Origin of the sequence: Bacillus weihaiensis, assembly GCF_001889165.1 — a bacterium.
Classification (GTDB): Bacteria; Bacillota; Bacilli; order Bacillales; family Bacillaceae; genus Metabacillus; species Metabacillus weihaiensis.
The window spans coordinates 3,322,896-3,343,831 of record NZ_CP016020.1; the positions used below are offsets into that span (position 1 = coordinate 3,322,896).

Sequence of the window (20,936 nt, forward strand, 5' to 3'; positions counted from 1 at the left end):
GGGAAATGATAAAGACAACACTTGGGTTTTTAGTCATAAATTTTACACATGAAAACACCTATCTTACAGAAATTGCAAAGTATAGCGACTCTTTTGAAATAGAATGTGTGCGCTTTACACCAACTTCTATTCAACCGACTACACTATCAATTGCTGGTGAACGATTCGACAGCTCCACACAACAATGGAAGCAAGCATCATTCCCCATCCCCCCTTTTATATATGATAGATGCTTTTACCATGACATTTCATTAGCTAAAAAATCAAAACCAATCGTCACATGGCTTAAGTCCTATCCTCAAACGACGTTTTTAGGATTTGGCTTACCGAATAAATGGGATGTTTATTCGGCTTTAGCTACTAACAAGGAAATCGAGCCTTACTTACCTAAAAGTGAGAAAATCTATGATTCACTATCTATTGAAACTATGTTAAAAGAAACTGGCTCATGTATTCTAAAGCCTGTAAAAGGATCCAGAGGGTATGGAATTTACTTTATAAGACAAGAACCTGAACAGCTAAAAATTACCTACCATCATGGAAGAGACAAAAAAACGAAAACCTTCAAATCTAGAAACGCTTTCCACAGATGGTGTACCACTCTTATCCAAAGCCAAGCCTACTTCATGCAACCACTGCTTTCTTTAACCGACGAAGAAGGCTATCCCTTCGATCTTCGACTTTTTCTACAGAAAGATCGAAATGGTGCCTGGCACCTCGTAGATAAAGCGATTCGCAAAGGCTACCAGGGAAGCTTTTTATCTAACTTATCAAGTGGCGGAGATCCTATTACGTATAAATCCTGGTCAAATCATTTAGCAAGCAAACAAAAATACTTACTTGAAGATGAGCTTCATACAATAGCTAGTGTATTACCTCCACTTTTAGAGGAGACGTTTCAACCTTTATTTGAATTAGGAATTGATATTGGGATTGCAAAAGATGGGTCTATTTGGATTCTAGACATTAATTCAAAGCCTGGTCGAAAAACATTCGTTACGACGAATCCATCGTTAACGGAATTATTTCATCAAGCTCCATTATACTATTGCGATTACTTAGTGAAAAACATGTCACAGACCACTACCTTGTAGCGAATATCCATCCATGAAAGGAGAACAACTACTATGAACGATATGTACTCTATTACAATCGTAAACGAACATGATCAAGTTATCTACTTACCTATTGAGATGGAAGCTGAATCAAAAATCACCGCCGTCTCATTTGGTACGCTGTTACTTCCTTGTACAGTAAAGTACCGTCCACATTTACAGGATAGCATTTGTCTTTCAGATACACTTGTGAAGACCCTTCACATTCCTGTACACGGGAAAACCCATGTAATGATTCATGAGGATACTATCCATTTAGGACCACTGATTGGCATATTCACTGCTGGTTTTACAGACTCCTCTCTTCGTCCAATTGGGGAAAGATCATTGTTTTTTGCAAAGTTTTTATCGATAGACCATTCTATTGGCCTATATGCGTATGTTTTTGGTGCACATCATATTAATTGGGAAGAAGGTACTGTAGAAGGCTTTACATATGGAAAAAGTGGCTGGACACAAAAAACATTTCCCCTTCCTAACGTGGTTTATGACCGTTTGCCAAACCGCCGTATTGAGAACCATCATGCGTTAAAGCTTGTGAAGAAAAGACTGATTAATGAATATTCCATCCCTTGGTATAATCCTGGTTTTTTTAACAAATGGTCTGTTCATCAGCTCCTCATTAACGATCAAAAAGCAGCAAAATATTTACCAGATACTGTCCATACTCCTTCCATCTCAAAAATGGAGGAAATGCTATCAGCCTATCAAAGTATTTACTTAAAACCAGTGAATGGGAGTCTAGGACTCGGTGTTTTTCAGCTTATGTATTCAAAAGAAGAAAACATCTATTATTCAAGATATCGAGATGAAAATGAAACAAACAGATTAAGAAAATATCCTTCTATTGAACATTTTTTCAAGGCATCTTTCAAAAAACGATTACTCTCTAGCTACTTAGCTCAACAAGGCATTAAACTCATTCGGTTAGATGGAAAAGCAATTGATTTCCGGATCCATACTAATAAGGATGAGTATGGGGAGTGGAAGGTAACGGCTATTGCGGCAAAGGTAGCCGGAAGAGGCAGTGTTACGACACATCTCAATAATGGTGGTGTTGTCAAAACTTTAGAGGAAATTTTTGATGATCCACAACAGCGTCTAAAAGCACTACATGACCTAACAGAGGCTGCTATATTGTTAAGTGAAAGAATTGATTCTCATATTAAAGGATCTATTGGTGAAATTGGCTTTGATTTTGGCATTGATCAAAACAGCCGCATTTGGATGTTTGAGGCAAACTCAAAGCCAGGTCGATCTATCTTTGCTCATCCTGAATTAAAAGAAGCCGATCTACTTTCTAGAAAAAGCGCTCTCCAATTTGGACATTTTTTAACTAAGCAGGCCATCTACCACCCTGAGGATCTCATCGATGCACAAGGATAGCTATAGACCTTTAGTTGGGATTCTTGTGAGTAAGGGAAGAAAATCGGACACCTTCCGTGGCGATGCGAGTACCCTTAAAGAAATACAAAAGCAACTACAACAATTGGGGGGGCTTTCCTTCGTATTCACACTTGATCAATTTCAACACGATGTGGTGACAGGCTATATCTATAGTGAAAAACATCAACGCTTTGGAAAAGCACAATTTCCTCAGCCTGATCTTATTTATAATAAGCTGTCTACTAGAAAGGAAGAGACTCTCCCCTCCTTTCATCACATAAAAAAAGTATTTCAACAGCAAAAAAAGCCCTTTTTTAATAGACAGTTCTTTAACAAATGGCAATGCTATAGAGCGCTATCTAAACTAAAAAATCTAGAACCATATTTACCAAAAACCTGGTTATTTAAAGATTCTACCGAAACACTCACTCTTCTGAATGATCGACCATTATTCGCAAAGCCTGTTCAAGGAAAAAAAGGGAGCGGCATTTTCCGTCTTGAAAGAAACAAAGAAAACTTTCTAGTTCAAGAAAAGGTAAAGAAGAAAAGTTTAACAGAGTCACAATTTATAAAATGGATCTCGGATCATTTGTCCGATCGCTATATTCTCCAGGAAGAAATGACGACTCTTTTCATTGATGACTGTAAAATAGATATAAGAGTTCATTGTTCTTATTATCAAGGAAGCTATCGTCTAACAGGCATTGGCGTTAGAAAAGGAAAAAAGCATTCTATTCTTACCCATATCCCAAACGGTGGCCAAATGATTTCTTACTCTTCAATTGAAGAAAAATGCTCGACTACTGAGATCATCAAAATGGCGGATTTAGTTGGAAAAGGATTATCAAGTCAGTTCGGCTTTGTAGGAGAGTTTTCAATGGACCTTGGAATTACTAAGGAAGGTATACCATCCATTTATGAAGTAAACTCCAAACCCATGGTATTTGATGAGGAGGACATTCAAACCAAAAGAATTGAGCATCTCGTTCAATTATTTGTAGAATTATAGTAATTTAAGCAAAAGATCAGGCACCAAAAGGAAGAAAAGCCCTAAACAGAGCTAAAAACGTGATCGGAAAAAACCAAAGGAAGAAAACTAACAATGACTGGTTGAAAATGCAGAACGTGAAGCTAGTCCTCTTTTCGAAAAGAAAATCGAAGATCAATTGGACGTTCCTTTCTTTTCTTTATCCCTTATCAATCCGGAAAAACGTACCTATACTAGTGATAGTGGGAGGTACTCGCTTTTTACGTCTTAAAAGCCTTGTGGCTCTATGTATTCAAATTATGAATCCTCTTAAATTACCTTATTTTACCAAAAGGGTTTTCTTCTTTTCTATCGTATTATGTCTATAAAGAGAGGAAAGGAGCAATACATTGATTACACATTTTCAATACAAACCATTATTTAAGCAAGCAAATTTACCTGGTTGGCGAATTTCCTTTTATTTTAGAGGAACAAAATACGATGGCATTTATCATAAGGATGGGCAAATTGAGTGGGGGACCATTCTCCCACCAAAAGAAGATGTTATGAATCTTCATTCCCAAATCCATGAACTCATGCTCTTTCATGTTTACGAGTAATCCGCATGACAACATACACTCCTGTACAAACTAATCATTAACTTGTATAAGGAGGCTGATCTTAAAGTGAAGCATGAAAGAGAAGAAAAGAAGGATTTACAATATGAAGGAAAAGATCAAGCATACTTAGATGTAGATCGAATGATTAATGAAGGACTTTCAGGTGGTTCTGTTCACAGGAGAGAAGACTTCACAAACATTGAAGAGGCACGAGAGTTAAAGAAAGAAGATCCACCTTTTTCTGTTGATTAATTCTTGAACCTACAGTTTGAGGCTGGGACAGAAGTGCCTGGTACCTTATCGTAACGACTATATGTACGCACTGATTTATCTAGTGCACACAATAGATTGTATTGGAGGGTGCCTGGCTCTTTGTTTTGTCCCAGCCTCTTTTTATTTATTCTATTTTGAATTAATTTCATACATGCTTATTTTAAAGAAACACAGATCTCCATCATATAGAGCCGTTTTAACTTTTGACTATTTATCAAGTGTTCGGTCTGGTTGAATTCCGCTCCAGTTGTGCTCGCTTTTTCGCGGGGCGGGCGGTGAGCCTTTTCGGCGTAAATGCCTTTCGGATCTCACCTGTCCTACTCCTCCATTCAACCTTAATTCATTTTCTTTTAAAGAACCTATAGAAGGCAACAATACTAGACAAGAGAGCGAGTGTTTACATCTTAAGCAGCTTGTGTCTGATTTAACATGGCATTGGTCCGATCCCTCAAAAATCCACATTCAAGATGGAATACGATACCTTGTTAGCTAAGGAGGTTAGTCATGAGAACTCTTCTTATTTCTCAAGAGTAAGATGATACCAGCCCGCTTCCTTAATTATTGGTTTGTAGGATGCAAGCTTTAGATCAGCAGCTTTTGTTACCTTTTCAATATCTTTCTTAGTCGGTAACGAATGTAAGTTTTCAAATGCTGAGAAAAAACTATTAAACACACTTGAAAATTGTTTACCATGCTTTCCATTTTGAATAGGGGTAATGATGGAGATTACTCCACCTTTTTGTAACCACTTACTTATATGAGAAAATAAGTTTGTTCTTTCCTCATCTGAAAGATAATGCAATAAGTTGTGTACAAGAACAAGATCCACTTTCTTCTCATCTGGTGTCCATTCAAAGACGTCTGTACATTCAATTGTAATCTGATCATGCTCGCTACATTGCTTCTTCGCTTCCTCTGTCACCTCTTCATTCACTTCAAGCCCACTAAACGTAAGGTTAGGGAATGCCTTTGAAAGCTTCTGAACATATCCTCCGTACCCACAACCAACATCTACAACTTCCTTCACATCATATTTTTTTACTAAGGAAGTCATTTTTGGTAAAGCCAGTGTTTCAAGCATTGAAGAGGTTTGAGCAACAACAGCTCCATGCTTGTCCCCATCAAATACATTTTTCTCCCCTGTTTTCATTATTGTAGGATAGCTGAGGAGAGTAGGAATATGAAGCTCCATCATTTCCTTTAAGATTGCACCTGTTGAACGAGGATTTTTCTTAGATGACGGAAGCATAAGCTTTCGCGCTGTTTTATATTTCCCCTTCTTTCCTTCTTTCACATACGATATGGCTAACCCAACATCTAGCCACCTTTTCAGAAGATCTTTCTCTAGGGAATATTTATTGGCAACCTCATCAACGGTTTTCGGTTTTTTAAACGCCTCATATAAATTCATTTCATATCCCACATAAGCATGCCACGTATATAAAAATGGCATATTTCTCTTCATCCATCCTCTTGCTTTTAGAGCCCTTACAACTTCAGTGACCATGTACCTCTCCTCCTTCATTTCTCCATGGATAGTCAACCTTTGTAGTAAACATATGCTTTCGATAGAAGACGTCACTTTTTTCTGACGTACGTGCAGGAAAAAGACCTAATTGGATGAACCGATCCAATAAGGATTCTTTCCATAATCCTAGTCCAGACAGATTTAACATTTGTTTATAATGTAGTTTCTGATCCTTTTCCATTTGCTGAAAGCTACGATTGCGAATCCGCGGAAATTTCCGAAATGGCATTGAGTATGCAAGCGCAGCAAGATGACTGGTGTCTAATAAATGTTGGACCTTAGGCTTCCTCACTTTTTCTAACCACTTTAGGTTCGTCAAAGAGGTTTCACCTGTTTCTTCCATCCAACAGATTAAATCTCCCAATGCATCTGCATCTTGAATGGCCAAATTCATTCCTTCTCCAGCCATTGGATGAACACTGTGGGCTGCATCGCCTATAATCACTTTGTTATCCTTACTGTATTCACTAGCATGAAATTGAACGGGAATCATTAATTGAATGTTTCTCCACGAGGGAATTTGTGTAACATAACCTTTTAAAGCAGGGCATAGTTCAATATATCGTTTGTAAAAAGATTCGATTCCCTCTTCTTTAATTGCTTTATACTCTCCTGAAGGAATTAAGTAAACAGAACGAACCTCATCATGTGGTAATGGAAAAAGACCAAGAAATGTAGTGGGGGTAGCAATCATTTCCCCTTCTATCATGGATGTAGGTCTAGGAAACGTAACAGTCAAGAAATGATGGTCATATCGTTTTTCCTCGATATCCAGATTCATGGCTTTACGTACAAGCGACTTTCTCCCTTCAGCTCCTACTATATATTTGGCGTGAATGAATATCGTTTCTCCATCGTGCTTCACCACTCCTGTCGTATCGTCACTAAATTCAACAAAACGAGCGGGCTGATAATAATGAAAGGTAGGGTAGGTCATCGCCTTTTCCAACAAAATCTCTTTAAGTCGTTCATGTGGAATCATTAGTCCATAGTTAAACACACTGTCAATCACACCATAGTTCATAGTGGATATCCCAATCGTCTCAAAAGTACCCTTAACCTTTTTCTTCTCGATCGATTTAATCGTTTTCAGAGGATGGCCACTTTCCTTCACATAAGAAAAAACTTGAAGTCTATCAAAGATTTGCAAGCTTTTCGGCTGCAATAATTCTCCTTTATATGTGTGTGCTTGTCCCTTCTGCTGTTCTACTACTGTGACATCAATTCCACAGCTCGCTAATTTTAAAGCAGTTGTTAAACCACCAACTCCTCCACCAACAATTAACACCTCTGTTCTCATACTCCACCTCTTTCACCTGCTGTTTGATGCTTGTATTCCCTCTTTATAATGAATAGAAACGGATGAACTCTCTTTTTAGAGCACATGCTAAGCATGTTAATCAACTTATCAGTAGTCAGCGATTTGTGAATAGTAGGATAACATAAGCAAAAATTAGGAAGGACTACACATATAAAAGAACCCTCCTAACATGTTTTGCTAAGGAGGGTCTTGTCTTGATTTGTAATTACATTGCTTCTGGCCTTGTGTACGAACAAATCATCGAAAATTTTACATTAGTTGTTCCAGCAACACGTTTATCTATAGGCATTACTCTTTACAGGATTCTGCCTTAAATCCAAATCGTTCCAAAAATTCATTATAGGCTTCAATTTTCCCTTCAATTTTAGCTGTCATCTTCTCATCTACGTTTTCTTCATTTAAACGTTGGCAGTTTTCTTTAATCATCGTACGTAAATAGGAAGCAATGGACGTTTCATTAAAAGTTTCTAACATGTAGGTTCCTCCTAATTTTTGGGGTGATCTTTCTCTATCCAACCATTCCCCTTGTACACAATTTGTAAACGATTGAAAGAACAGCTCTTTAGGAAATGGCTATGTTACTATATGATCTTGATTGTTTGAATAAGATTCCTAATTGAAGGCATCTGGACTAACTACGTAAAGCGAATGAATCGAACGCAAATCAACAACCTAGCTTAACTACCTAGGAAATGAAGAAATCGCTTTAATGAAGCTGCATTCTTTTTTATAATAGAATTAATACTGTTTTAACGAAATGAGGAATTCACCATGCTTGAAAAGTTACGCCAACACTTTAAGGACGCATTTACGACAGCAACTAATGTGAACGATTCCACATATGAATGGTTTCAGACAGAATCTGGAGATCTATTCGGAATACAAAAAAACAGACTTAGTAGTAGTGAAAAAACATTGCTAGCGTCACTCTTTAAACCAATTGAAAGTACACAACAACAAGCTCTATCTCCATCGCAACAAAAATGGCATGATTATTTATTTTCAGATGACAATCCTTCTTCACCACTAGCCAGTAAGGAAAAATCATTGAGGTTTTATTATTTTTATCTTAAAGAAGCAATTGAAGATAAACAAAGCTTTGATGAGGCTGTAACCGGAATTGTAGATTCAGAGCTCATCCTTTGGTTAAGCTCGTCACATGGGGTTATTGTTGAGGAGAAACCGTCTGCTACCTTTGACGATCAGTCTTTGAAAATTTTAATCGACACCCTTACTTCAGACTTTTATGTAGAGCCATCTTTTTACATTGGACAACTTCAAAAAAATGATCAACAGCTGAGACTAAAATTTTCACTAGAACAGCAGTGTTTTCAAGTCTTTCATCAATCTTCACAACGTGAAAAGGTTAGTAACTTTTACGAAGCGCTCCCGCTTATCATTTTACATACACAAGGAAAAGTAAATAAACAGCTTTTATCTAATCATCTTATTGAAGCACTAGAAGATAAAGAGCTATTACATACGATAGAGGCTTTTCTTCAATCAAATTTGAATGCCTCATCAACAGCCAAACGACTGTATATACATCGAAACAGCCTTCAATACCGTTTGGAAAAGCTATTAGAGAATACGGGATTAGATATACGAACCTTCTCAAATGCAGCTTTTATCAATTTAGCCATCACAATCAATAGACATTTGTAAACGTGAAAATATATAGCTTTTTGGATCTTCACGTAAACACTCTATAACGGAAAGAAACAGAAGTCTATCAAGTTGCACAAAAACACCCTCCATATTTTCGTGCAACTTGTACGTTTACTTCAAACTATGAAATCCCTTACAATGAAACCAAGTTAAACGTTTTCAAAAATTAGGGGGAATAAAAAATGGCAGAATTACAACTTAACAATATTTATAAAATTTATGATAATAAAGTAACAGCTGTAGAAGATTTTAACCTTCATATTCAAGATAAAGAATTTATCGTATTCGTTGGTCCATCTGGTTGTGGTAAGTCTACTACACTTCGTATGGTTGCTGGTCTTGAAGAAATTTCAAAAGGTGACTTCTTAATCGACGGAAAGCGCATGAACGACGTTGCTCCAAAAGACCGTGATATCGCGATGGTTTTCCAAAACTACGCTCTTTATCCACATATGAACGTTTATGATAATATGGCGTTTGGACTAAAGCTTCGTAAATTACCAAAAGACGAAATCGAGCGTCGTGTAACAGAAGCTGCTAAGATTCTTGGTCTTGAGCAATATTTACAACGTAAACCAAAAGCATTATCAGGGGGTCAGCGTCAGCGTGTTGCATTAGGTCGTGCAATCGTTCGTGATGCTAAAGTATTCTTAATGGATGAGCCTTTATCTAACCTTGATGCTAAGCTTCGTGTAGCAATGCGTGCTGAGATTACAAAATTACACCAACGCTTACAAACAACAACAATTTACGTAACACATGACCAAACAGAAGCAATGACAATGGCAACACGTCTAGTTGTTCTTAAAGACGGTATCATTCAGCAGGTTGGTTCTCCAAAAGAAGTATATGACAAGCCTGAGAATGCATTCGTAGGTGGATTCATTGGATCACCAGCAATGAACTTCTTCAAAGGAACGTTATCTGATGGTTCATTCTCATTCGGTACAACTTCTGTTACTGTTCCAGAAGGCAAAATGAAATATCTTCGTGAACAAGGCTATGTAAACAAAGAAATTCTTCTTGGAGTACGTCCTGAAGAAATCCATGATGAGCCAGTATTCATTGAGGCTTCTATTGGAACTAAAATCACTGCAAATATTGAAGTGGCTGAGCTTATGGGTGCAGAAACAATGCTTTACTCTGAAATTGACGGTCAAACATTTGTAGCACGTGTTGATTCACGTACAGACGTAAAACCAGGTCAATCTTTAGAATTAGCTCTTGATATGAACAAAGCTCACTTCTTCGATGTTGAATCTGAGTTAAGAATCCGTCCTGCTGGCGAGCAATAATAAAAAAAAGAAGAGTGATGTCCTTTATTTAGGACATTGCTCTTTTTGCTATTTTAGTGTTATCTTTGCAAAATGTTAATTCAAATGAAAAGGATGAGACTCCTATTTATAAATACTAGTGCACCTGCCTAGTCATTCCCCGCAGGTTGATACGCAAAGAATATTCCTAGAACACCTGCAAAAAAGCGAATACGATAAGAGAATAGAACAATTTATTTAGTTCTAACTCATCGTCCCCCTCACTCACTGTTCATGGAATGATTTTGTTTCTTCATGCTGACAGGAATGACAGTATAGAACATGTAGACATTCATGATTTTCAAGAGAATTGATTTCCCCATCATATAATTTCATGATATCTATATCCATATAAGCACTATAATCATCAAAGTAATCCGTTAACTTTCCTCTGTCTTCCATAATTGTGTGGCAATTCGAGCATTGAATGGTTTGTTCTACAAAGCCATTACATAACGGACATTGCTCCATCCCATCAACTCCTTTCAATAATCATAAATAGATTTCCTCATCGTTTAAACATTTATGTAAAGGGCAAGCTAAACTACATAAGGAAGCTTTCTCACTTATTTCACACAAGAATTTCACGACTGAAAAATTTACCATAAAAAATGTGTATATAAACAAAAAAAAGAACCATAATACTTAGTAACAACAACGCAACAACGAAACATCACTTCCAACAAATTAATGGGTTACGCCGAGTAAGGCGGTGAAAACAAATCAGTTTTCATAAGTTTGGTGCAACTCCAACTAACCCAACCAATAAAACTATTATGAGGAGATGAATGTCAGATGGCACAAAACAGCACAAACAACAGCAATTCGTCTAATCAACTAGTAGTACCAGGAGCAGCTCAAGCAATTGATCAAATGAAGTATGAGATCGCTTCTGAATTCGGAGTTAACCTTGGTGGAGAAACTACTTCACGCGCTAACGGTTCAGTAGGTGGAGAAATCACTAAGCGTTTAGTATCAATGGCTCAACAATCTATGAGCGGTTATACTCAACAATAACAATTAAATATAATTGGCTAAGAGACTGGCACTTTTGTGCCAGTCTTTTTCATATGTTAGAAAAAAAAATTACTCAAATACACCCCGACTTTACTTACACACACTCTTACAATGAATAAGACAAGATGATAAAACCATATAGTGAAATAGGAATGCCTTTTTACTTTTTAGATGAAGCTATGCAAAGGAGCGAAAATCTATGGTTGATGCAATTGATTGGAAGCAAGTTACCTTTGTAGGATATACCCTATTCCATGAGTATGTTGTCTATATTAGATTCCCACAAGTATATTATTGGGAAATGGAGAAGAAAAAGTACTTATAGCCGTTTAAGGACACAGACATTCATCTATAGTTCACTAAAACAAGCCAAATAAAAAGATTGTAGGTAATCTTGATTAAGATTCGAGTTTGCTTACAATCTTTTATTTTTCCATTTTCCAGTAAATCAAGTAAGATAGAGGATACGAGGTGATGATAATGAAGATCGCATTATTTGGAGCAACTGGTAGAGTCGGTAATGAATTAGTAAAGCTCTTATTACAAGAAAACCATGAGGTACGCATTCTCGTTCGGCAGCCTAATAAGGTGCAGTTACATTCTCAGAAATTAAGGATACTTAGTGGAAATGCAAGAAATAAAGAAGATGTTGAACGAGTCATTAGTGGCTGTGATGTCGTGATAAGTGCTTTAAATACAGATGGTGATGACACCCTTTCAATAGCTACTCCACTCATCATACAAACAATGGAAACGTACAAAATCCATCGAATTCTTACGATTGGCACTGCAGGTATTCTCCAATCACGCACTCAACCTGAGGTCTTTCGTTTTCAATCCGATGAATCAAGAAGAAGAACGACGAGAGCAGCTGAGGAGCATCTAAAGGCCTATCTTTCTCTTCAAGCAAGTAAGCTTGCGTGGACCATCATCTGTCCTACATATCTACCTGATGGTAACCTAACAAAAAACTACAGATATTGTGCAGACTACCTACCTGAAAACGGTAGAGAAATATCTGTACAAGACACTGCTCATTTTACTTTAACTCAGCTAAAAAACCATGAATTTCTTCATAAGCGCGTAGGAATTTGTTATTAGTATATATTGGAGATTCCTATCCCTTTTGCATTCTGCATACCATTAAATATGAAAAATTCACCCTAAGAAGACAAGGCTCTTTCTTCATTTACTCACGAAGAAAGAACCTTGTCTTTATTTTAGCTATAAAACCAGCATTAGTCTTCAACTGTAACTGCTGTACCATACGCAATGATTTCTGACGCATTTTGCATAACAGCAGATGATTCTAGACGCATTGCGACAATAGCATTTGCACCCTTCGCTTTTGCATCCTCAACCATTCGTCCAATTGCTTTTTGTCTAGCCTCTTCCATCATTTCAGTGTATTCCTTTAACTCTCCACCGACAATTGTTTTTAATCCAGCCATGATATCTTTCCCAATATTTTTCGACTGAACCGTACTCCCTCTTACAAAGCCTTTATACTCCTTTGTTTCTTTACCAGGTACTGTTTCAGTAGTCACGATAATCATTCTTATCATCCTCCTTTTTTTCATCCATTCTTAGTTTAATAAACACAACGAGTAATATGATTAATGATAAAAAATAAACAAGAAAAAGTCCTATTGCAATTGTTATGTTTATAAACAAGAATACGATACCTAAAATTTGTGTAAAGACCGCTGTAATCATACTTAAGTACTTTACTTTTTCCATCTTCAACTTCCTTTCTCTACCACTATCTTAACTATACCTTTTTCTTTTTCAAAATAGAATCATTTTTGAAAACAATTACATAAGTTCTCTTCGTATAGGTATCTTGGACTACCATACAGGACTTTTCTATCATTTATCCCTTTAATAAGTTTGTAAAAGATGAATGTGAGGTATCTAACCATTAACAATAACGAAGACAAAAAAATTGCTTTGGAGGATGTTAAAAATGGACAACAAATTAACGTTTCAATTAAAAGTCGAATCTCAATTACGTATCGATCAGGTGATCAAAATAAACCAACTATCTAAATCATATGATGGGAAAATTTCCTTACTAACAAAAAATAACAGTATTATCAATACAGCAAACCTACCTTCTTTAATTACGTATTTATTAACGGTAAAAAATGGACATGTACTAAATATCAATATTGAAGGACCATTTCCACAACTAAAGCAATATGATTTAGAGCAAATTTGCTCATCTGCAGTAGTCAGAAAATCTCATCCAGCATTACAACCAGCCATGAAAGTAAAAATTCAATAATTTATTTAAAATGAAAGGCGGTGATTTCCATGGTAAGAACAATTTTTATGGTTGTAGGAGCGATTGTCGTAATCGGATTTTTACTAAATTTAATTTTTTAATAGGAGCAGCTATAGGGAGGAGAGAGAAAATTGTCTGAACACAAACGAGTGAACGAGGAGCAAAAAGAAAAAACTAGATCACGTCCAAGCTTGATTGGAGCAACATTAATTAAATATGTTACCTATTTAATCATCTTCTTTGCAGTCATTTGGTTTTTGATCCGTTATATTATTCCGTTATTCGATTAATCTAACGAATGCTTAAATTCAAGTGCCTTGTTCCACTCTGAAGGTCTTTCGACATCGAGAAGCTAGGCATAGACAGATTTTTCACCATCTTACATTCTTGTATCTACATTAAACTTAATTTCTTGCCTCCATCCCTTGAGCTGACAGTGTCAGCTTTTTTTTTATTAGTCTTACTTTCACTTATATAGTGTGTTGCAAGATCTTTCGTTGTTAAAAAATACTTGTTACAAAAATGAAAGATTAGACTTGTCTAAAAAGGGAAAGAGAAAAGTAACCTTAAATTGAAAGGATGATCCCTATGAAAGCATTTCAACATCTCATTATAGCCTATGATGGTACGAAGGATAGTAAACATGCACTTGACCTTGGTATTTCAATGAGTAAACAGCTACAATCAAGATTATCTGTCGTAAACATACAAAAAGAGGGCGGAATTTCTCATGATCTAACAGATACAGATCGTTCCGGGATTGTACCACCTAAAACACCTTATGTTGGTACAATGAATAACTATCCAGTCGTGCCAGTAGCAGTTCAGCAGGAACCACCGAGTGAACATCCAGAATATACGGAGCAAGAGATGGCTTTAAAAAATGAGGTAAATCGTATTTTAGCTGATCAACATGTTGATGCAAATGTCGAGATAGTATATGGTGAACCCTCAGACGAAATTGTACAATATGCACAAGAGCATGACGGAGATCTTATTGTGATCGGAAGTCGCGATATTAGCGGATTAAAACGACTTATTTTTGGTAGTGTTAGCGAAAAGGTATCACATCGTTCAACCATTCCCGTTTTAATTGCGAAATAAATTGCGGAAAGGCTGGGACAACATAAAGAATCACGTACTGTCTCAACCTCTTTAGTGTAAATGACGATTTATATAAGGCTGGATTCGATTTAAAAGTGCCACGTGTCGGATTATTCTAGGCAAGGTCTTTCCAAGTAAAGAGTGAAAGTCACTCTTTTTTAAAATATACTTAAAAACGGCAGACAAGTTCGTAATATTTCGAGCCTGTCTGCCGTGTTAGTATCCTATTTCCCCTTCATTCACACTCCTAAAGGAACTCTCCTCCAGCTTCCTGCTTCTGTTATATCCACTGCTCCTTCTGCAGCATAGCCTTCACAAATGAAGCCTGGTATTTCAGCACCATTATCTAATTCAATTTTCCCCAGTCCTAATGGGGCAGGAATGCTTTTTGCGAATGAACCAAATGAGGAGATTGGCATTTCCCAAATTTCAAGCTCTATTGCTTTTCCACCTGAATGCTTTCTGATTAAACCCGGTTTTTGAGGTTCCGTTGCTAATTTTATAAACTGATATTTTTCAGCTGTTACAGCTTCTCTAATAAACGTTGCCCCATGCTCGAGCATTTGTTTCTCTAATGGAAAGCCTCTCATATGCAAGCCACATACTGCTACTAGTGTTGTAGCCTCTTTAGAATCATTCGTTAAGAACTGTTTACAGGCTTCTGCAAGTAAACCTTCTCCTTGTGATAAAGCGAAGAAAGTAATGCCAAAAGGCAGATTTTCAGAGGCGTTACCTGCTTGCACAGCAACCGCGCTTAAGTCTAATAAATTGCAATGATTTGTATATAATCCCAGCTTACTATTAGTCTGAATCGGATCTTCAAAGACTTGTTCACGCGTCCAGGTTCCCCCAGCAGTTGGTGTAACAAGCACAGCATTCTTTAAAATACGGGATGCTTTTCGTTTAAATTCTTGAAGCTTATGCATAGATTGAAACACAGACGCTGCATCATACTTTGATTGGCAACCAGAACGAAGGATTTTTTCTGTAACAGGAAATGATGCTCCAGGATGCTCATCAATAAAGCCACCCAATTCAGCCCAACGTTCGGCTATAAAAGGTCCATCGTAAAGAATCGCCGCTGCTTCAGCAAAGAATTGATAATCGATATACTCAATTGGAATATTAAGTCGCTGAATCCGTTGTACTGCTTGATTCCAAGCTTGCTTATATTCCTGCGCATATGGACCATAAAATGGGAGATCATTATCCGGTAGACAGATTTTTTTTGGTAATTCCCTCTTTGGTCGTGCGAGATCACGAGACCAACGGTCCTTTTCATCATATCCTCTAACAATTGTATCTACTTGATACGCATCCTCTAGATTATGCGAAAAGACAGTCACACAATCCAGACTAGCACATGCTGGTACCACTCCTAAAGTAGACCATGCGCCTAAGCTTGGCTTTAACCCTACTAGATTATTGAGAGCAGCCGGTACCCTTCCTGAACCAGCTGTATCAGTACCTAACGAAAAAGCAGCTTGCCCTCTTGCTACTGAAACAGCCGAACCTGAGCTTGATCCACCACTAATAAGCTCTGGGCGAAGAGAATTATGTGTTTCTCCATATGGACTTCGCGTTCCAACAAGCCCTGTTGCAAATTGGTCTAAATTTGTTTTTCCTATAGGGATAGCTCCAGCATTTACTAACCTTTCCACTACAGTCGCATGCTCTGAAGGTATATACTGATATTCAGCACACCCTGCTGTAGTAGGCATATGAGCTAGATCTATATTATCTTTAATGGCAAAAGGAACGCCCCATAATGGTGAAGAATGAAAATCTATTGTACTAAGACGATCAAGATAAGGCTGAATGTGGTCCATGTTCGGAGCTATAATCCAGATGTTCTTTTCTTCGTCTTCTTTTGCACGTTGAATAATAACTTCCATCACCTCATTGGGTGTTAAAACGTTGGCTTCGTATTTTTCACGTAACCAATTTACCGTGAGCTTTAAAGGAATTTCGATCGACTTCATTGGACCACACCTACCTTCTCTTCTTCAAAGATACTAACGATTAATTGGCCTGCATGGACAGAATCTCCTGGTTTTACATAAACCTCGGCTATTTTCCCATTACAAGGAGACAGTTGTGGGAATTCCATTTTCATACTTTCTTCTATTATAAGGACATCACCTTGTTTCACTTGCTGTCCTGGTGAAACAAGTACCTTCCATATACTACCTGGCATTGAACAGGTTATCGGCTGTGAACCTTCGGGGATAACATCCTCTTCCGTTGCTCCCAAAGAATCTTCTTCTGACACATGTTCTTCTATTCCTTGTTCTTTCCATCTTTCACGTTCTGCATGAAAAGCAGCTTGTTGGCGTTGCTTGAACAGTTCTGCACTTTCTTTTATTTCATCATTGAATTTTAAATATTCCCCAAGATCAAAGGTTGTTTCTGTAATATCAACTTCAAAACGACCACGCAACACATCTTCTCTAAGCTGTAGTAATTCATCTGCTTCAACCGGATAAAATTGAATTTGGTCAAAGAATCTTAGTAACCATGGTTTCCCTTTTTCAAAGCTTTCCGTCGAACGAAGCTTATTCCACATTTGAATCGTACGACCGACAAATTGATACCCACCAGGTCCTTCCATACCGTACACACACATATAGGCTCCACCAATTCCAACTGCGTTCTCAGGTGTCCATGTTCTAGCTGGGTTATACTTTGTAGTAACTAAACGATGACGTGGATCCATTGGCGTTGCTACTGGTGCACCTAAATAAACATCACCTAAACCAAGGACTAAATAATTCGCGTCAAAAACCACTTTTTTTACATCTTCAATACTTTCCAATCCGTTGATACGACGGATAAATTCTAAGTTATCCGGACACCATGGTGCATCTGGACGTACATTTTGCTGATAACGCTCTGTTGCCAATTGAACGGAAGGGTCATTCCAAGATAAGGGTAGCCTCACAATTCGTGAAGGCACTTGAATCGATTCTAGCGGTGGCAGGCCCCGATCGATTTCTACAACTTTATCTGCCGCTTCCTTCACCGTTAGTTTAGAAGCATCAATATGAATTTGTAACGAACGAATTCCTGGTGTCAGATCTAAAACAGGAAAGTCATCATTTTTCTCTATCGCATCCATAAGGACATGTGCTTGGAAGCGAAGTAATAAATCCAGCTCCATATCTCCATATTCAATCAACAAATTTTCATCCCCACTACAACGAATTGTCATAGGGATTTGACGATTTGTTACGGTCTTTAGCACAGGGTATGCAGCTGTTATCTCTTCAGTAGGGTCCGTTAGTTCAGCTTCTCTTACGTGAGAAAAATCACCTTCTCCAATTGCTTGTAGGTTAGCCTCCTGAAGCTTACGCAAACGTTCAGCTTCTTCTAGAGTGATCAATTGAAACTGAACCGTATCACCGGGATGTAACTGACCTATTTTCCAAAACTCAGCTGATGCAGTAGTAACAGGACAGACAAATCCACCAAGACTAGGACCATCTGGACCAAGTAAAATAGGCATATCCCCTGTTAAATCCAGAGTTCCAATTGCATATGCATTGTCATGGATATTAGAAGGGTGTAGACCGGCTTCCCCTCCATCCTCTCGAGTCCAGAGCGGCTTTGGACCAACTAACCGGACTCCTGTTCGAGAGCTATTAAAATGAATTTCCCACTTTGTTTCAGTAAGCTGTGTTAAATAATCAGGCTGTAAAAACTCTTCGGTACAATGAGGACCTGGAATGACACCAATTGTCCACGTATTTGCAACCTTAGGCTGATGTTGTTTTGGAAGTTCATGTGTAGGTGGGATCACATCGTTTCGTACCGATAAGACATCGCCCGTTCGAAGAGCTCTTCCACCATGTCCACCAAAATTCCCAAGAGTAAATGTTGAGGAACTTCCTAAAATTCTCGGCATATCAAAACCACCTGAAATTAAGAGATATGCTCTCATTCCTACTTTTGCTTCTCCAAAAGTTATTACTTGACCCTTTTTCGCAAGGATTGGACAATACAACGGAACCCTTTCACCATCAACCTTCGCATCCATATCTGCTCCAGTTAGACAAAACCACATATCATTTCGAAATTGATAAGAGCCCCCTCTTAACGTAAGTTCCAAGCCAGGGGCATCTTCGCTATTTCCCAAAAGCTTATTGCCAATCCTAAAGGAAAGTGGATCCATTGGCCCACAAGGAGGTACCCCTACATCCCAGTGTCCTTTTCGCCCTGGCCAATCTTGTACTGTTGTTTGAATTCCACCATCTAGTACTTCAATTGCATTTTCAACTGTCTCAAAGTGGTTTAACATTCTCGTGTAAACATTTCCTTGTACGCAATCCTCTTCATGCAGCAATGCTTGTAAATAGTGAAGATTCGTTGTAATTCCATACATACGCGTTTCACTCAAGGCTATTAGTAGCTTGCTAATAGCCTCCTGTCTATCTTTCCCATGAACAATGATTTTTGCAAGCATTGGATCATAAAGAGAGGTTACGGTTAGTCCATCACGTACCCATGTTTCATTACGTGAAAGATGAGAGAGAATGACTTGATCTAACTGACCAGCACTAGGGCGGAAATCATGAAAACAATCTTCTGCATAGATGCGTGCTTGGATGCTATGACCTACTGGTTTAGCAATGAGTGTGAGTAGATCCTTTAACTCATTTGCCGATTCTTTAACCATCCACTCTACTAAGTCAATCCCTAACACTTCTTCCGTTACTCCGTGCTCAACCTGTAAGCGAGTATTAACTTCAAGAAAATAAAACTCAGTGGTTTCGGGATCATATAAAAACTCAACTGTACCGGCGCTACGATACCCCACTTCTTCTGCTAAGCTCTTTGCAGCTGCATACATCTTTTGGCGCACATCCTCAAGTAGGTTTGGTGCTGGGCTTTCTTCAATAACCTTTTGGTTCCGACGTTGAATCGAGCAATCTCGTTCACCAAGAGTCACGACTTCCCCAAAGCGATTCCCAAAAATTTGAACCTCTACATGTCGTGCTTTTGCAATATATTTTTCTAGAAACAAGCCAGCATTATTAAAATTTGTTTGCGCTAGATGACGAACTCCATCGTATGCTGCACGAAGTTCTTCCCCACTGTTACACACACGCATCCCAATACCGCCACCACCAGCCGTACTTTTTAAAATCACAGGGTAGCCTATTTCTTTTGCATACTCTAAAGCTGTATCAAGAGAGTCTATCAAATTTGTACCAGATAACATGGGCACACCCGCTTTTTCAGCAATTTCCCTCGCAGAGTGCTTAAGACCGAACATCTCCATTTGTTCAGGATCTGGTCCGATAAAAACGATTCCCTTTTCTTGACAGGCACGAGCAAAATCAGCATTTTCACTCAAAAATCCATAGCCAGGATGGATCGCATCAGCACCTGCTTCTATAGCTGTTTTCAAAATAAGATCGGCATGTAAGTAACTATCCTTAGCTGCTCCCTCTCCGATAAGGATTGCCTCATTTGCATGATCAACATGTAAGCTGTCTTGGTCTGCTTTCGTATACACAGCAATAGACTGGATACCTAACTTTTTTAACGTTCGTTCAATTCTGACTGCAATGGCCCCTCGATTGGCAATAAGTACTTTTTTAAACATAACCATCTCTCCTACTCTTCTAGTCTCTGATGCTCTTTCTCTTAAACCAATTCTCTTATTGATTCCAAATGAGTACACGTATTGGTGTTGGATGATAAGCGTTACATGGATTGTTTAATTGTGGACAATTACTAATTAATGCGACTGTTTTAACAATAGACTGTACTTCTACATAGCGGCCAGGTGCTGATACACCGTCCGCAAAGGTTAACCCACCATCTTTAGTAACCGGTACATTCATAAAGAAATTGATATTAGGTGCTAAGTCCCTCTTTGTATAGGTTTCACCATATTTAGAGAGCTGAAGCATAAAGGTATCTCTGCAATTATGCATTGGGAGTGTATCATGCGAGTAACGAACGGTATTACTTTGTGCTGAACAAGCTCCTCCTAATGTGTCATGTCGTCCACACGTATCGGCAACAATTTTAAGAAGCTCTTTATTTGATTCTGAACGTAGGATCGTACCTGATGATAGGTAGATATTTTTTTGCCCAGCCATTGTCGCGACGGCACTATAATGATCTTCTGGATCATCTGCATGGTAAAATAATGTATCCGCCGCTTGATTCCCCTCTAAATCCACAATTCTTAACACCTGACCAGGCAATAATTCATGCATCCACCCTTCACCTGCTGGAATTACTCGATCATAAATAGCCTCCTCAAGCTTTCGAGAACTTTCTACATAATTTAAAACCGCCATGGTTCCATCCTCCTTTTAATGTC

The 20,936-nt window shown here is 38.0% G+C and carries 22 protein-coding genes; 13 read left to right on the forward strand and 9 right to left on the reverse strand.

Going from position 1 to position 20,936, the window contains the following annotated elements; translation table 11 throughout:
* Positions 1 to 5: 5 nt before the first annotated feature.
* The 5 genes from A9C19_RS16065 to A9C19_RS16085 all read left to right on the forward strand — a co-directional run bounded on the left by A9C19_RS16065 (position 6) and on the right by A9C19_RS16085 (position 4,340).
* Positions 6 to 1,094, forward strand: coding sequence for a YheC/YheD family endospore coat-associated protein (locus A9C19_RS16065; RefSeq protein WP_072580883.1), 1,089 nt, complete (start codon positions 6 to 8; stop codon positions 1,092 to 1,094).
* Between the two features lie 33 nt (positions 1,095 to 1,127).
* Positions 1,128 to 2,501, forward strand: coding sequence for a YheC/YheD family endospore coat-associated protein (locus tag A9C19_RS16070; protein ID WP_072580884.1), 1,374 nt, complete (start codon positions 1,128 to 1,130; stop codon positions 2,499 to 2,501).
* Positions 2,488 to 3,510, forward strand: a complete 1,023-nt coding sequence (locus A9C19_RS16075) for a YheC/YheD family endospore coat-associated protein (protein ID WP_072580885.1) — start codon at positions 2,488 to 2,490, stop codon at positions 3,508 to 3,510. Before A9C19_RS16070 ends, A9C19_RS16075 begins: the two co-directional genes overlap by 14 nt.
* Before the next feature lie 368 nt (positions 3,511 to 3,878).
* Positions 3,879 to 4,088: a YheE family protein gene (locus tag A9C19_RS16080; protein WP_072580886.1), complete on the forward strand. Its 210-nt coding sequence runs from the start codon at positions 3,879 to 3,881 to the stop codon at positions 4,086 to 4,088.
* A gap of 66 nt (positions 4,089 to 4,154) precedes the next feature.
* Entirely contained in the window at positions 4,155 to 4,340 is a 186-nt protein-coding gene (locus A9C19_RS16085) for a hypothetical protein (RefSeq protein ID WP_072580887.1), read from the forward strand.
* 538 nt (positions 4,341 to 4,878) lie between these two features.
* Here the strand turns inward: A9C19_RS16085 and A9C19_RS16090 are convergent.
* The 3 genes from A9C19_RS16090 to A9C19_RS16100 form a co-directional block, all read right to left on the reverse strand.
* Complete coding sequence (locus tag A9C19_RS16090; RefSeq protein ID WP_072580888.1) at positions 4,879 to 5,868, reverse strand: class I SAM-dependent methyltransferase; 990 nt, start codon at positions 5,866 to 5,868, stop codon at positions 4,879 to 4,881.
* Positions 5,858 to 7,189: an FAD-dependent oxidoreductase gene (locus tag A9C19_RS16095; RefSeq protein ID WP_072580889.1), complete on the reverse strand. Its 1,332-nt coding sequence runs from the start codon at positions 7,187 to 7,189 to the stop codon at positions 5,858 to 5,860. The genes A9C19_RS16090 and A9C19_RS16095 overlap by 11 nt, the downstream gene beginning before the upstream one ends.
* Positions 7,190 to 7,498: 309 nt before the next feature.
* Positions 7,499 to 7,684: a hypothetical protein gene (locus A9C19_RS16100; protein ID WP_072580890.1), complete on the reverse strand. Its 186-nt coding sequence runs from the start codon at positions 7,682 to 7,684 to the stop codon at positions 7,499 to 7,501.
* A gap of 297 nt (positions 7,685 to 7,981) precedes the next feature.
* Between A9C19_RS16100 and A9C19_RS16105 the strand changes: the two genes are divergently transcribed.
* The gene (locus A9C19_RS16105) at positions 7,982 to 8,875 is read left to right on the forward strand and encodes a PucR family transcriptional regulator (RefSeq protein WP_072580891.1); all 894 of its coding nucleotides are present in this window, start codon (positions 7,982 to 7,984) and stop codon (positions 8,873 to 8,875) included.
* A 185-nt stretch (positions 8,876 to 9,060) separates the two neighbouring features.
* Positions 9,061 to 10,173, forward strand: a complete 1,113-nt coding sequence (locus A9C19_RS16110; protein ID WP_072580892.1) for an ABC transporter ATP-binding protein — start codon at positions 9,061 to 9,063, stop codon at positions 10,171 to 10,173.
* A 243-nt stretch (positions 10,174 to 10,416) separates the two neighbouring features.
* Here the strand turns inward: A9C19_RS16110 and A9C19_RS16115 are convergent, their stop codons facing one another.
* Positions 10,417 to 10,662, reverse strand: a complete 246-nt coding sequence (locus tag A9C19_RS16115) for a hypothetical protein (protein ID WP_072580893.1) — start codon at positions 10,660 to 10,662, stop codon at positions 10,417 to 10,419.
* Positions 10,663 to 10,986: 324 nt separating this feature from the next.
* Here A9C19_RS16115 and A9C19_RS16120 point away from each other — a divergent pair, with 324 nt between their 5' ends.
* The 3 genes from A9C19_RS16120 to A9C19_RS16125 all read left to right on the forward strand — a co-directional run bounded on the left by A9C19_RS16120 (position 10,987) and on the right by A9C19_RS16125 (position 12,309).
* The gene (locus A9C19_RS16120; protein ID WP_072580894.1) at positions 10,987 to 11,208 is read left to right on the forward strand and encodes an alpha/beta-type small acid-soluble spore protein; all 222 of its coding nucleotides are present in this window, start codon (positions 10,987 to 10,989) and stop codon (positions 11,206 to 11,208) included.
* A gap of 199 nt (positions 11,209 to 11,407) precedes the next feature.
* Positions 11,408 to 11,533, forward strand: a complete 126-nt coding sequence (locus A9C19_RS22490) for a hypothetical protein (protein ID WP_267888728.1) — start codon at positions 11,408 to 11,410, stop codon at positions 11,531 to 11,533.
* A gap of 155 nt (positions 11,534 to 11,688) precedes the next feature.
* The gene (locus A9C19_RS16125) at positions 11,689 to 12,309 is read left to right on the forward strand and encodes an NAD(P)-dependent oxidoreductase (protein ID WP_072580895.1); all 621 of its coding nucleotides are present in this window, start codon (positions 11,689 to 11,691) and stop codon (positions 12,307 to 12,309) included.
* A 137-nt stretch (positions 12,310 to 12,446) separates the two neighbouring features.
* Here A9C19_RS16125 and A9C19_RS16130 read toward each other — a convergent pair whose 3' ends face one another.
* Together A9C19_RS16130 and A9C19_RS16135 are read right to left on the reverse strand one after the other, a co-directional pair.
* A complete protein-coding gene (locus tag A9C19_RS16130; RefSeq protein WP_072580896.1) occupies positions 12,447 to 12,764 on the reverse strand; it encodes a YbjQ family protein in 318 nt (105 codons plus the stop codon).
* On the reverse strand, positions 12,745 to 12,948 hold the full coding sequence (locus A9C19_RS16135) for a hypothetical protein (protein ID WP_072580897.1): 204 nt from the start codon (positions 12,946 to 12,948) through the stop codon (positions 12,745 to 12,747). The genes A9C19_RS16130 and A9C19_RS16135 overlap by 20 nt, the downstream gene beginning before the upstream one ends.
* 226 nt (positions 12,949 to 13,174) lie before the next feature.
* Between A9C19_RS16135 and A9C19_RS16140 the strand changes: the two genes are divergently transcribed.
* The 3 genes from A9C19_RS16140 to A9C19_RS16145 all read left to right on the forward strand — a co-directional run bounded on the left by A9C19_RS16140 (position 13,175) and on the right by A9C19_RS16145 (position 14,599).
* Positions 13,175 to 13,495: a hypothetical protein gene (locus tag A9C19_RS16140; protein ID WP_072580898.1), complete on the forward strand. Its 321-nt coding sequence runs from the start codon at positions 13,175 to 13,177 to the stop codon at positions 13,493 to 13,495.
* Between the two features lie 131 nt (positions 13,496 to 13,626).
* On the forward strand, positions 13,627 to 13,785 hold the full coding sequence (locus tag A9C19_RS22090) for a hypothetical protein (protein WP_199445792.1): 159 nt from the start codon (positions 13,627 to 13,629) through the stop codon (positions 13,783 to 13,785).
* A 298-nt stretch (positions 13,786 to 14,083) separates the two neighbouring features.
* Positions 14,084 to 14,599: a universal stress protein gene (locus A9C19_RS16145; protein WP_072580899.1), complete on the forward strand. Its 516-nt coding sequence runs from the start codon at positions 14,084 to 14,086 to the stop codon at positions 14,597 to 14,599.
* 239 nt (positions 14,600 to 14,838) lie between these two features.
* Here A9C19_RS16145 and atzF read toward each other — a convergent pair whose 3' ends face one another.
* The 3 genes from atzF to A9C19_RS16160 are packed head-to-tail and all read right to left on the reverse strand — an operon-like array spanning position 14,839 to position 20,913.
* Positions 14,839 to 16,581, reverse strand: coding sequence for an allophanate hydrolase (gene atzF / locus A9C19_RS16150; protein ID WP_072580900.1), 1,743 nt, complete (start codon positions 16,579 to 16,581; stop codon positions 14,839 to 14,841).
* On the reverse strand, positions 16,578 to 20,207 hold the full coding sequence (gene uca / locus A9C19_RS16155; RefSeq protein WP_072580901.1) for an urea carboxylase: 3,630 nt from the start codon (positions 20,205 to 20,207) through the stop codon (positions 16,578 to 16,580). Before uca ends, atzF begins: the two co-directional genes overlap by 4 nt.
* A gap of 55 nt (positions 20,208 to 20,262) precedes the next feature.
* Positions 20,263 to 20,913, reverse strand: coding sequence for an urea amidolyase associated protein UAAP2 (locus A9C19_RS16160; RefSeq protein ID WP_072580902.1), 651 nt, complete (start codon positions 20,911 to 20,913; stop codon positions 20,263 to 20,265).
* Positions 20,914 to 20,936: the final 23 nt, after the last annotated feature.